The 13,445-nt window shown below is 41.9% G+C and carries 12 protein-coding genes; 3 read left to right on the top strand and 9 right to left on the bottom strand.

Annotated elements, in window-relative coordinates:
* The first annotated feature begins 27 nt into the window (after positions 1–27).
* Positions 28–684 (top strand): hypothetical protein, encoded by a 657-nt coding sequence (locus KXD93_RS29530; protein ID WP_258141162.1) that lies wholly within the window; start codon positions 28–30, stop codon positions 682–684.
* A gap of 203 nt (positions 685–887) precedes the next feature.
* On the opposite strand, the gene KXD93_RS29525 is transcribed toward KXD93_RS29530, so the two are convergent.
* From KXD93_RS29525 to KXD93_RS29490, 8 genes are all read right to left on the bottom strand, one after another.
* The gene (locus tag KXD93_RS29525) at positions 888–1,844 is read right to left on the bottom strand and encodes an acetyl-CoA carboxylase carboxyltransferase subunit alpha (protein ID WP_258141161.1); all 957 of its coding nucleotides are present in this window, start codon (positions 1,842–1,844) and stop codon (positions 888–890) included.
* Between the two features lie 149 nt (positions 1,845–1,993).
* The gene (locus tag KXD93_RS29520; RefSeq protein ID WP_258141160.1) at positions 1,994–2,500 is read right to left on the bottom strand and encodes a hypothetical protein; all 507 of its coding nucleotides are present in this window, start codon (positions 2,498–2,500) and stop codon (positions 1,994–1,996) included.
* A 62-nt stretch (positions 2,501–2,562) separates the two neighbouring features.
* Complete coding sequence (locus tag KXD93_RS29515) at positions 2,563–3,666, bottom strand: acyltransferase family protein (protein ID WP_258141159.1); 1,104 nt, start codon at positions 3,664–3,666, stop codon at positions 2,563–2,565.
* 70 nt (positions 3,667–3,736) lie between these two features.
* Positions 3,737–5,086 carry a sigma-54-dependent transcriptional regulator gene (locus KXD93_RS29510; protein WP_258141158.1) on the bottom strand — a complete coding sequence of 450 codons (1,350 nt, stop codon included), beginning with the start codon at positions 5,084–5,086 and terminating at the stop codon, positions 3,737–3,739.
* 173 nt (positions 5,087–5,259) lie between these two features.
* Entirely contained in the window at positions 5,260–6,591 is a 1,332-nt protein-coding gene (locus KXD93_RS29505; protein ID WP_258141157.1) for a Gfo/Idh/MocA family protein, read from the bottom strand.
* Between the two features lie 141 nt (positions 6,592–6,732).
* Positions 6,733–7,083 (bottom strand): DHCW motif cupin fold protein, encoded by a 351-nt coding sequence (locus KXD93_RS29500; RefSeq protein ID WP_258141156.1) that lies wholly within the window; start codon positions 7,081–7,083, stop codon positions 6,733–6,735.
* A gap of 205 nt (positions 7,084–7,288) precedes the next feature.
* Complete coding sequence (locus KXD93_RS29495) at positions 7,289–8,386, bottom strand: sensor histidine kinase (RefSeq protein ID WP_258141155.1); 1,098 nt, start codon at positions 8,384–8,386, stop codon at positions 7,289–7,291.
* A 121-nt stretch (positions 8,387–8,507) separates the two neighbouring features.
* Positions 8,508–8,708: a YqaE/Pmp3 family membrane protein gene (locus KXD93_RS29490; RefSeq protein WP_258141154.1), complete on the bottom strand. Its 201-nt coding sequence runs from the start codon at positions 8,706–8,708 to the stop codon at positions 8,508–8,510.
* A 188-nt stretch (positions 8,709–8,896) separates the two neighbouring features.
* Between KXD93_RS29490 and purU the strand changes: the two genes are divergently transcribed.
* Entirely contained in the window at positions 8,897–9,724 is an 828-nt protein-coding gene (gene purU / locus KXD93_RS29485) for a formyltetrahydrofolate deformylase (RefSeq protein WP_258141153.1), read from the top strand.
* Positions 9,725–9,735: 11 nt separating this feature from the next.
* On the opposite strand, the gene KXD93_RS29480 is transcribed toward purU, so the two are convergent.
* Positions 9,736–10,287, bottom strand: coding sequence for a pyridoxamine 5'-phosphate oxidase family protein (locus KXD93_RS29480; RefSeq protein ID WP_258141152.1), 552 nt, complete (start codon positions 10,285–10,287; stop codon positions 9,736–9,738).
* Positions 10,288–10,537: 250 nt separating this feature from the next.
* On the opposite strand from KXD93_RS29480, the gene KXD93_RS29475 reads away from it, so the two are divergent.
* On the top strand, positions 10,538–13,204 hold the full coding sequence (locus KXD93_RS29475; protein ID WP_258141151.1) for an outer membrane beta-barrel protein: 2,667 nt from the start codon (positions 10,538–10,540) through the stop codon (positions 13,202–13,204).
* The last annotated feature ends 241 nt before the right edge of the window (positions 13,205–13,445 follow it).

Below are 13,445 nucleotides of genomic sequence, written 5' to 3'. Positions count from 1 at the left end.
ATTGCCTAAATTTTTTAATCACTATTTATGAAGAAGATAATCACCCTGGTAATCATATTATTTACCGCAGTTAACACCCACGCACAGCTGGCCAATACCAAATGGAAAGGCATCCTTAAAATAGACGAAGATGTGCCCACGTTATTTGACTTCGGCAAAGACACCTTAAAACTCACCCGTTTTGCTAATGGTGCAGGTATTGAAAACATGACCTTTACTACCACAGACTCAACCCTTACCTTAAAAAAGACAGAGGGCCAAAGCGATTGCAATAATGATGTGATTGGAAAGTATAAATTCCTGATCAAGGATGGCAAGCTATCGTTAAAACTTATCGCAGATGCCTGCAGTGATCGTTCATCGGTTCTGGATAACACGGTGTACACCAAATTTTCATGGCCCGCCGTTGCGGCTGTCGACCTATCCGTTTTAAAACAATACCCGGGTGTGTACGCAATGGACGATCAGCACATGATAACCATCACCGTAGAAAATGGCAAGCTTATGGCTGATTCCAAAACCAACTTACCGGGTAAAATGGAATTATATGCTGTGACTGATACAAAATTTCTTTTTCATTTGGGTGAGATCTCACTTGAGTTTGTAAAAGGGGGCGATGGTACCGTAAGTAAGTTTGTGGTACACGAGAATGGGAAGGATTATGACTGGATTAAAAAGAAATAATCAAACAATTAAAAATCATTGTCATTGCGAGGAACGAAGCAACCTCGTAACTATGCAGGGCGAACAGAAAAGTTTAAAACCTGCAAAACGGAAATGAATTGGCGACGAGATTGCTTCGTCGTTCCTCCTCGCAATGACAAATGGGTTAGAATTATAAACAGGAAAAGCGGCTAATGCCGCTTTTCCTGTTTATAATGATATTTTTAATCCTCTATCACAACGCCCATATTACAGAACTTGTTAATCCTATCGGTAACCAGCTCATCAATATTACGTTCCTTTAATGCCTTCAGATCCTTTAACAGCTGCTTTTTTAGTATTGCAGCCATGGCAACCGGATCCTGGTGAGCCCCGCCAAGCGGTTCCTTTATCACACCATCGATCAGCTTATTTTTTAGCATCTCGGTGCTGGTTAGCTTCAGCATTTCTGCTGCCCTTTCCTTTTGTTCCCAGGTTTTAAATAAAATGGTTGAGCAATTTTCAGGAGAGATAACCGAATACCATGAATTATCAAGCATCAGCACCCTGTCGCCTATTCCAATACCTAATGCTCCGCCTGATGCGCCTTCACCTATTACAACGCAAATAATGGGCACTTTCAATATCGACATCTCCAGCAGGTTGCGGGCTATCGCCTCACCTTGTCCGCGCTCCTCTGCCTCAAGGCCGGGGAATGCTCCGGGGGTATCAATCAAAGTAATAACAGGCTTATTAAATTTTTCAGCAAGCTTCATTAGCCTTAATGCCTTCCGGTAACCTTCGGGATTTGCCATACCGAAGTTGCGCATCTGGCGTTCTTTGGTGTTGCGGCCCTTTTGGTGACCTATGAACATCGCCGTTTGTCCGCCAATGGTTCCAAAACCACCTATTATAGCCTTGTCATCGCCAACAGTACGGTCGCCATGCAGTTCAATAAAATCGTCGCACATCAGCTCAAGATATTGCAGAGAATAAGGCCTTTCAGGGTGACGCGAAATCTGTACCTTTTGCCAGCCGGTCAGGTTGGAGTAGATCTCCTTCTTGGCAGCTTCAAGCTTACCCTCAAGTTCCGCTACCGTTGCCGACATGTCCAGCTTATTTTTATCTTCAACCTGTTTTACCTTTTCAATCTGCTGTTGCAGTTCGGCAAGCGGTTTCTCAAAATCAAAAGTAATTTTCATTAAATCAATTTGTTTTTAATGGCAATTTATTATTAGTGAGATGTACTTCTATATAACCAAATTCAAACCAATTTTGTGTTAAAAACACACTATTGTTTTTTACACTTAATTAGGGGGCGCTAAATTACGGAAATCAAATGGCATTTCCGTCAATTACGTTTTTCTAAAGATTCAATTTTCTTAATCTGTACCGGAGTAAGGATACTTTTTGTAACCAGGCACGATTGTAAAATAACATTTCTGAGCTCGCCCTGGTATAGTCCGTAACGGTTTGCATAAAATATCAACGAGCCATTATCAACGTTTTTGTATTTAAAAATACTATCCAAAGTGCGCTCGTTACGAACGACTATCAATCCCATTTCCAGGATCTTGCGGTGCAGCTCCTTCACAATCGGGTTAAGTTTGGCTTCCTGTTCTTTGGTTAAACTTATTTCCTTTTTGTATTTCAGCGCCTTCTCCGGCGATGGGTAATGGTTTAACTCGGCAGCCAATGACATGTGGTAAAGATCACTGCCGTTTAATAAAGCAGTATATTCTTCGTCAGTTATTGTTTTTAAGGGTGATTTTTTGACGATGGCACTGTCCGCAGGCGGTTGGGCGTGGGCATTAGCAGATAAAAGTAAAGTCAAAAGTATAAACAGGAAAATCCTCATATCGGCACATTTAGATTGATAGCTGCTCAATTTATCAGCTCAACAAAATGAAAAATATTCAATTACAATTTAAAAAAGATCTTTTTGCGATACAGAAAATAGCAAATCAACCATTCTAATCCAAAAATACAAATTGCCCCAATGATAACCTTTAAAAATTCGCCGGCATTAAACCAGCCTAAAATACCATTGCTGATACTAGATATATAAGCATTAAACCACCTGGCGCCAATGATTTCAAAAAACAGGTAAATGAAAATCGAATTCATGCCAACGATGGTAAAAAAGGTTAAATATTTTCGATGCCCGGTCACATCAACCCACCAATAGCTAAGCGCCAAAAACCAAAGACACCAGCCTAAGGAGGCTATGGTGAATGATGTTGTAGCTATGCGCTTAATAATCGGGGTTATATTTAAATAATCTAATCCATAGCCAATAAGCAGGCATGCGAATCCCCAGAGAATCAGGTTCCTTGTTTTATTACTGCCGCTCAAAAGTAGTTTACCAGCCAGCGCCCCGGCGATGGTGTGAACGGCTGTGGGGATACAATTAATGGCAACCCAACCACCCGCGTTAATCTTATCCATCAGCAGTAAATCAACATAATTACCAAAATTATGCTGGTCGGTAAACGGCTGATTAAAACCGGGAACATGCGTAAACCGGTATAAAATTTCAGTAAGCAACAGCAAACCTATACAAACGCCAATTTGCGCGATTGAGCTCCACCTAAAAATAAGAAATGCTACCAATGTAGTAAATGAGAGCTGGGTTAACACATCCCACAATTCGAACGACAACCCTTTGGGCCGTACAGCGTAATCCAGCACACCCCAAAAAAACAACCACCCGCAACGTTTCAGCGTTTTTATAAACGATTGGTTCCAGCTAACGTCATTTGCCCACTGCTTGTTTAACGAAAAAGCCATTGCAACGCCGGCCATAAACATAAACGCCGGCTGCACTAAGTCCCAAAAATGAAGACCGTGCCAGGGATGATGGGTAAATTGCGTTATGAATATATTAAAACCCGTACCATGCGTATGTTCATACAAATAATCATAAATGCCGGTTGATTCAACTGCCAACAGCACCATGATCAATCCACGAAGAAAGTCGAGCGAGAGCAGACGGGTGAAGGTTACAGATTGTTTAGCTGACATTGCGGGACCTGAATTTATTTAGCGAATAATGTCTTAAAAATAATAAAATTAAATTCAGGCTAAATAATAATTACTCCAACCCGTAATCCTTCAATTTTCTGTACAGTGTAGCAATCCCGATATTCAATAACCTGGCTGCTTCGGCGCGGTTACCATGGGTATGGGTAAGCACCCTTTGAATATGCATTTTTTCCACAAACGCCAGGTCGAATGACGAAGCGGTATTTCCCAATTGTGTAGCCTGGGCAGCCTGCATTTCGTAAGGGAGCAGGCTTTCGTCCAAAACATTATCATCGGCCAGGATAACGGCGCGTTCAATAATATTTTTCAACTCGCGGATGTTGCCGGGCCAGTTATAGGCTTCCAACTTTTCTACCATCTTATCGCTTAGTCCGGCAAACTGTTTTTTCACCTTGGCGCCAAAGTAGCTCATAAAATATTCCGCCAACAGCTTGATATCCTTTTTACGATCGCGCAGGGCAGGCAGGGTAATCTGGAACACGGATAAACGGTAATACAAATCGGACCGAAAGCCCTCCTTGTTAACCTCAGCCTGTAAATTACGGTTGGTAGCTGCCAGGATGCGTACATTTACCTGCGTGGGTTTTGTATCGCCAATCTTTAAAAACGACTGTGACTCCAGCACCCGCAGCAACTTAGCCTGCAGGTCGTGATCCAGTTCACCAATCTCATCCAAAAAAATAGTACCGCCATTGGCTTCTTCAAAAAGCCCTTTTTTATCCTTTATTGCGCCGGTAAATGCACCGGCTTTATGACCGAACAATTCGCTTTCCAACAACTCTTTAGTAAAAGCGGAGCAATTTACCGCAACAAATGATTTCGCATTCCTCGGGCTCGCCTGGTGAATGGCCTCTGCAAAAATCTCCTTGCCGGTACCCGTTTCGCCCAATAGCAATACGGTGGTATCTGTTAGCGCAACCTTTTGAGCCAGCTTAATCACATCAGTTATAGCGGCTGACTTACCGATTAGCCTTTCGAAGCCAAATTTGCTGTTCAGCTTTTTTTCAAGCTCAAGTACTTTTTGCTGCAAAAGCGCCTTATCCATCGCCTTGCTTACCAGCGGGATTATTTTTTCGTTATCGTCGCCTTTGGTGATGTAGTCAAACGCCCCGCCCTTTATGGCCTTAACGCCGTCATTTATCGTACCAAAGGCTGTGAGTACAATGATTTCTGTAGCCGGCCAGTTGTCCTTTATCTGCGAGGTAAGTTCGATGCCGTTAATATCGGGGAGTTTAACATCGCTGATGACTACAGGAATTATTTCCTGCTGCATTTTTTTCAATGCTTCCTTGCCGTTTGCAGCAACCAGCACGTCATAACCCTCTAACTGAAGAATCCGCGCAAGCAGGCTGCGCAGGCGTTCTTCATCGTCAATAATTAACAGCTTATCTTTTTGCATGATATGATGCAAAAATGAGGTATTATTTTGAATTTCGTATTTCGGATGTTCGATTTCGGATTTTATTTAACGCAGAATTTAAAAATTGCCGAATTAAATAAATTAAATTTTTTATGCTTCTTACCCTGGGCATAGATACTTCCGAAATCGAACATCCGCAATCCGACATAGACCTACACTTTCGGCAGCTTATACCCGTTGTGGTATTCCTTCATCAGGTATTCCTTATTAATGGCCTTGTCTGTAAACTCGTGTGTTGTATTATCCCATTCTAATTTTTTGCCGCTGCGATAGGCTATGTTTCCCATCTGTGCTACGGTTGCAACATGTGCGCCGGCCTGGATAGGGCAATGCAGGTCATCCATTTTGCGCGATTTTACCACGCTCACAAAGTTTTCCCAATGTTTATCCAGCCCGTCATCAGACTTTAATACCAGTGGTTTACTCACCTTATTACCACTTTGCCGTTCTTCTATAACTTCCCAGCCGTTACGGTTTAAAATGAGCGTACCGTTGTTGCCGATATAGGCAATCCCGTGATCACGGTTATATGGACCGTTATCAATACCCATTGCCGAATCCCAAACCATGTTAAATCCGTCAAATTCATACAGGGTGGTAAGTGTATCAGGCGTTTCTTCTGATAGTTCAGGGTATGCAAACCTGCCGCCAAGCGCTGACACTGATTTTGGTACGGGCGATTTCATACCAAGCAACCCGTAATCCAGCAAGTGCACGCCCCAATCCGTCATCAGCCCACCGGCATAATCCCAAAACCAGCGAAAGTTGAAATGAAAACGGCTGGCATTAAACGGAACCGTTTTTGCCGGCCCAAGCCATGCAGCATAATTAACGCCGGCAGGAGGCGCTGTATCAGGAACAACCGCTCCCGGCTTCATCCAGCCCTGGTAGCACCAAACCTTCACCGTACGGATATTGCCTAATTGCCCGTTTTGCACAAAGTCAACAGCATCCTTAAAATGTTGCTGGCTGCGCTGCCATTGGCCGGCCTGTACCACTTTGTTATAGCGTTGCTGCGCTGCTACCATCGCACGACACTCCCCTATTGAATTGCCCACTGGCTTTTCTACGTATACATCCTTACCTGCTTCCACAGCATGCATCATTATCATTGCGTGCCAATGGTCAGGTGTGCCTATAACAACTGCATCAATATCCTTTTGGTCGAGCAGCTGGCGATAATCGTCATACTTCCTGATCTTCGAGATATCGTAGCCGGTTTTAGCAAGGTCAGCCAGCCTTTTATCCATCACGTTCCTGTCAACATCACAAACAGCTATCAAATTCACGCCCGGTACTTTTAAGGCAGCCTGTACATCGGCCCAGCCCATGCCGTTGATGCCAATAGCGCCAATGTTTAATTGATCGCTTGGGGCCATACCGGGTTTAAAAATGGCAAACGCCTGGTTATTTAAGGCTGATACTAATATGCTGCCGCCGGCTACGATGGCGGATTTTTGCAAGAAATCTCTGCGGGTACTCATAGGGTTAAGTAATTGGTTGGCTAAATTTATAGTTATTTTAAAGATATAACAATCTGCAGGGCGCAAATAAATTATATCCTGCCATTTTATATCCAAAATACCATTATGGGGTGACATGATTTACCTGGGAAAAATCAAAGGCTATGCCCCACCCAGGAAATCGCCATCAATGATCAGCAGCTTAACCCCGTTTTCGGTGATGGAACGATGGGAGCTTAAATCGTCTGAAACAATATAGCTCATTCCTTTTGTCAACTTGAAGCTTTCGCCGGTTTGCAGTTCGGTAGTGAATTCGCCGTCCAAACAATGTACAACATGGCCCTTTTGACACCAATGATCGGCCAAATAGCCGGCGCTGTATTCAACAATACGTACCCGTAAACCATCAAATTGCAGTGTTCGCCATAAAGCTGTTCCGGTAGTTCCCGGATGAATTACCTTATCAATATCGCTCCAGTTTATAGTTTGAAAAGGGATGTTTGAGGATTGCATTTTTGTGATGGACTTGGTTATTTTTTTAAACGATAGTGAGGCAAATTTGGGTTTACAAAGGTTTACACTTTTGAAAAACTAAATTTTTATATGATTGATTATAAGTTATTTATAAAAATCATGGTTTACACTTAAATGAGATATTACCAGCTAAATGTCAATTCATAAGTAAAAAGACACTATTTATTAAAAACGGAGATTATTATTATCCGGCTTTCTCCAGGTAAACTATGAACTCCGAACCCTCGCCCGGTTTGCTCTTCACCTCCAGTTTTCCATTGTTGGTATCCACAAATTGTTTGATCAACCCTAACCCTATTCCCGCTCCTGCCTCGTTATTCGTACCACTTCCTGAAATATCCTTGCCAGTTATTTTAAATAGCTTTTCCATTTTTTGAGGCAATATTCCAATCCCGTTATCCTTAACATGAATTACCTGGTAATCCTCATCGCCACCATAAAACACCTCGATGGTGCCGCCATGAGGAGTGAATTTTATGGCATTTCCGATTAGGTTCTGAAAGATAATTTTAACGTGGTTTAAATCCGCCAGCACATACCGGTCAGTGTCAAAACTATGATTAAGCCGGATGCGCTTATTTTTTGCAAGGAAATTTGATATGGTAATTATCTCTTCCATAGCTGCAGCTATATCAAGCGCCACCACATCTGTTTTAATCCCGGTTTGCTGTTCATTGGCCCAAACCAGCATATTGTTTACCATAAGGTTAACCAGGCCTACCTGCTGGTAAAAGCTGTTCATGATCTCCTTTTGTTCCTCAGCCGTGATCTCACCGGCGCGAAAGCTGTCCATGGTCTGCAAAATAGCAGCAAACGGGCTTCGCAGATCATGACTAATCACGGAAAACAGCCTGTCCTTGGTATTATTTAGCTTATGCAGGGTTTCCTTTTGTTGTAAGATCTCGGCTTTTTGAGAAGCTATGTCGGCATTTTGCTTTTGCAGCACCTTGTTAAACGCAGTTTTTTGCCTGTTGTTCCTGACGATCAGCACTATAATGATAATTACAATAACAGCAGCCACATTCCTGATCCAAAATAATTTCCTGCTAAATGCTATTGACTGTTCTTTAATCTTCAGTTCGTTAACAAGCCGGATATTATCCGCCTGCTGCTGACTCAAATTTGCTTGCCCATTGCTATTGGAAGTGATACCGCTTGATTTTTTTTGATGCTGCAATTTGTGTAACGAGGTGTCATTTGCCGTTTGTGCAAAGCCTGGTGAAAGGAGAAATATCAGGCCCAGCATAAAGCTATACCGGCTAAAAAACTTGTTAATAAGCATTTATCAAACCTTAGGGTAAGTCACGTTTAAATCGAGGGTGAAAATAGGAAATTTGGGTAAGTATGCCAATACACTTACCTAATTTGTTACCAACTACCCGTTTATTTTTGGCTGGTTAAAATTAATAAAAACTTCTTCTTGTTGCGCGCATTAATTGGCGATGACGTTTATCATCGTAATATTTTGTAGTAACCAATATGGCATGGATGATTCCGGGCACCCAAAAAAACAATGTCAGCAGGATATTTAATATAAAGGCACCAATCTTACCGGTAGTTAATATGGCTATCGGGGGGCATAAAAAACATAAAAAGTAGCGCATAATCATTTTGTAAGCTAAAAGGTGAAAGCAAACAGCTTAAAGCAGAAATTGTTGGCTGCTCAAAGTTTTATTATTTGATTATCAGCGTTGCATTTTGTTACAAAGCAATCGTCGCAAAAAAAACAATTTCTTCTTTCCTGCTTTTAGACCTCATCGATTTTCGGACATATTCAATATATTTACAGGGTATGATCATCGTAATTCAGTGTACCGACCGTGCAGGGCTGGTAGCATCCGTATCCGCCATATTGGCAAAAAATCTTTTTAATATCGTTTCACTGCGCGAACATGTGGACCAGGCAGATAATCTTTTTTTTATGCGCCTGCAGGTTACTATCGGTGGCGACGAAACCACGCTGGAAAAACAATTACGCAAGGTATTACCTGAGGATGCTATTGTTTTAATAAACCCCATCCCCGATAAAAAGCTGGTGGTAATGGTAACTAAGGAATACCATTGCCTGGCTGATATATTGATCAGGAACTATTTCGGCACACTGGGCGCCACGGTGCAATGCGTTATTGGCAACCATACTGTGTTACAGGATATTTGTAACCGTTTTGATATGCCCTTTTATGCCATATCGCACGAGGGTATAACGAAGGAGGATTTTGAGAATAAAATAGCGGAAACCGTCGATCAATACAGCCCCGACTACATCGTATTAGCCAAATTTATGCGTATCCTGTCGCCAAAGCTGGTGGCAAAGTTCCCGATGCGGATCATCAATATTCATCACTCCTTTTTACCGGCATTTATTGGGGCCAACCCTTACAGGCAGGCATTTGAACGTGGCGTAAAACTTATTGGCGCTACAGCCCATTTTGTATCAAACGAACTGGACGAGGGCCCGATCATCGCGCAGCAGATCATCCCGGTAAGTCACTCCTTTACCGCCGCTGATATGGTGAAAGCGGGCAAGGAAATCGAAACTTCGGTGCTGGCACGGGCATTAAAGCTGGTATTTGAAGACAGGGTGTTTGTTTATAAAAATAAAACGGTGGTGTTTGAATAACCCGTCCGGGATTATTTTTTATGCAGGGCCGTTGGCAAGCCATCCAGGCTTACCAGGTTTTTTTCTTTTTTGTATGCTTCCAGGCCTTGCTCTCCTTTATTTAATGCCCATTTTTCTGCCTGGTCTCTTTCACCTTCATAGCTATAATAAGGTACACTAAAACCACATGATGTTTGCACTTCGTTAATGGTTGCAACTATAATTTGTCTTGTTGCCAGCACCAGTTTAAAATGGGCGGTTAACGATTGCCATTCGGCATCACCCGGTAACACCGTATACCCTTTTCCATATAATCGTAAAATATTTGGCGGGCCATCAAAGGCACAAAACATAATGGTGATGCGGCCATTCTCTAATAAATGGGCGGATGTTTCATTACCGCTGCCAATTATATCCATATAAGCAACCTTGTTGGGCGAAAGTACATGGAAACTATCCATCCCCTTTGGCGACAAGTTAACGTGGCCATTGGCTGTGAGTGGTGATGTGCCTACAAAAAAGATCTTTTGCTTTTCAATAAATGATTTATGCTGATCTGAAATATCGTTAAAAAACTTCCCCATAATAATTTGAACTAATTAACAATGAACAAATTTAAATTAATTTTCATCGGGATATTATATGAATTACAAGTGTTTATTTCGTCGTCAAACTGATATTATGCGATGTCAATAGGATATGTAATTTTCTTATTACATAACTATAATTATAGTTGATTAACTACATTTTTAGTAAGTTAGCGTTTCAGTACTTTCAAAGAGCCTAATAGTGGTTTTAGGCGGTTGAGAAGTACCATTAACCTTGTCTTTTTACATGCGAAAATTATCTGCCTTATTCTTTTTGCTGGCGACCATAACCATTGGTGCAAGAGCGCAAAATCACGGAACCGTTAAAGCTGTGATCCTTGATACTTTAACTAATCAGCCTATTTCCTTAGCAACCGTTTCTATTTTAAAGCAACAGGATTCATCGCTGGTATCCTATACTATTACCGATAAAAACGGGGCGTTTACTTTGCACAATGTACATGAAGAGCCGTCACGTTTACTAATCTCGCACGTTGGTTACCAGACTTTGCATATCAACCTGAAATTTAAAAAGGACGGCAGTGTTGATTTAGGTAAGATCTACATGTCGGCCAAAATGCTGAACGAAATTGTGGTAAAGGGCGAACGCGTTCCCATCCTCATAAAAAAGGATACCATTGAATTTGATGCGGAAGCCTTTAAAACACGACCAAATGCATTGGTGGAGGACCTGTTGAAAAAGCTCCCGGGCATACAGGTAGATTTTAATGGAAAAATCACTGTAAACGGCAAGAATATTTCGAAGATAAGAGTGAATGGCAAGGACTTTTTTATTAGTGACCCCACCATTGCTACCCGGCAATTGGAGGCTAATATGATCTCAAAAGTACAGGTGTATGACGACCGCGACAACGACCCGGACCACCTGGTGCCTGAAAGTGAAGTTAATAAGATCATCAACTTGAAATTTAAAAAGAACTTTGCCAAGGGTTTTTTGAGCACATTAGCGGGAGCTGCGGGTACACAAGACAGGTACGCAGGCGATGCCTTTGCAGCCAAGTTCCAGGACGATCTTCAACTGAGCGCAAAAGTGGGTGTAGATAACCTCAGCAATACGGGCCTTTTTTCGGGAAACTCAGGTGGATTTATAAACTATAATTTTCCAACATACGGGATCAGGAAATCAAGCTCGGGCAATTTCGACTTTACCAAAGACCTGTCTAAAAAATCAAAACTTCATATCGAATATCGCTTCACCAACGGCATTAATGACGATAATACCACCTCCAAAGTACAACAAAACATAAGCGATACCATCATCAGCACACTCAATACGGCTATCAGGCATTCACACGTAAACACGCAGGATCTTCACGTAGAGGCCGAATGGAAACCTGACTCGGTTACCGATATTAAATTTAACCCTGACGCAGGTTATAATTATCATGACAGCAACAACAGTAATAACAGCACTACGTCAAACACCTACGTCCCGCTGGTAAACACCATTGCCGGCAGCGACCACGGCCACGATAACTCCCTGGATTATCACCATAATTTTAGCTATTACCGCAGGCTTAATAAAAAAGGGGCTTCAATCAGTATTGGGAACACAATAGGAATTCAACCCAGCAATAGCCTTGACTTCAATTCCAGCGATCTGATCTCGTACGTCGCAACGCTTGCTTCTGATACTTTACGGCGTTCGTCGAGAAATACAAGCAGGGATGTATCCGGGGTTTTAAATGCGGCGTATCATTATCCGCTCAGTGAACACTGGTCGGCTGATTTTTCTGTCATAGGCCTTCATGATCATAACCGTGGCCAATTGCTTACCTATGATGAAGATTTTAAAACCGGTTTGTACACCATATTTTTAGCGGATCAGAGCAATAACCTTATCCGCAATTTATGGGGCGAAAGCGCAACCCCGCAGCTTACCTATAATTTTACGGATAACATTTATATCAAGGGTGGATTAACTGCCATGACGCAACAAATCGGCAACCACTTCAGCAGTACTGTTAATGACCTTAACCAGGATTTCTTTTATGTGCTCCCGTCGGCAGAGGTGCACGTAAAGGACCTTACGTTAAGCTATAACGAGACGGTGCAACAGCCATCCATAAACAACCTGCAGCCAATCACCATTATTTACGACCCGCTGCATACTTTTATCGGCAACCCGAACCTGAAGCCTACTTATTTACATAATATCACTTTGAGTTATCATAAATACAATTTTCAGAAGGGCTTAAACTTTAATGTAAACGGCCGGGTAATAATTGAAAAGAATACCGTGGTGAGCGAGCAAACCATTAATGCAGAGGGTGCCACCATAACCTCGCCCATAAACAGGAACGGCAGGTTTACTTCTTATTTAAACAGCTATTTTAGTAAGGGCTTTAAAAAGCACAACAAATTCCAGGTCTATTTGACCACCCAGCTAAACGGATCGGTAGGGCATAACTTTTTTATAGTAAACCGGCAGGACGGTTATCAAAACACGCAAAATGTCAACATAACACAGGACATTGATTTTGACTGGAACGATGCGGTTAATATCCGGCCTTATTACAACATTAATTTTGCTACTACGCAATTTAAGCAGGTTAATTATCCCAACACCAACTACACCACCCAGGGAGCCGGCTTGGATGTAACCATAAGATTGCCCGAAAGCTTTACATGGCGGGCAAATTACATGTATAAATATAACCCGATAGTAGCTCCGGGATTCGACAAAAATTCAAACCTGCTTAATTTCACGTTCGCAAAGCGGATCCAGGAAAAAGGGCGTGGCGAGATTGGAATTGTATGTTACGATCTGTTGAATCAAAATGTATCAGCAGCCCATTACGTTGTAGGCAATACCATAACCGATATTCAAAACCAGGTATTGAAGCGGTATATTTTGCTTACGTATACGTATCATTTGAAGCAGTTTAAATAAGACCGGGATTTAGGGATTAAAAGGATTTTTTTAGATAATTTCTGATTATCGGGGAAAACAGCCAAGCAAACTGACTGACGAAAAATATTTTCCTCTGCTCCTTTAAGAGCAAAATATTGGTAGAAAAAACCAATACGAATTATTTAGCGTGCCGGAGGTCAATGTCATTAAGTTAAGGGCCTAATACGCTGGTTTAAAGTTAGAAAAGGTTCGATATTTGCTTTTAGATTGTTTATTTTTC

Origin of the sequence: Mucilaginibacter phenanthrenivorans, assembly GCF_024721155.1 — a bacterium.
Classification (GTDB): Bacteria; Bacteroidota; Bacteroidia; order Sphingobacteriales; family Sphingobacteriaceae; genus Mucilaginibacter; species Mucilaginibacter phenanthrenivorans.
Note: the sequence above shows the minus strand (reverse complement) of the source record. Positions and strands in the feature narration are given on the sequence as shown.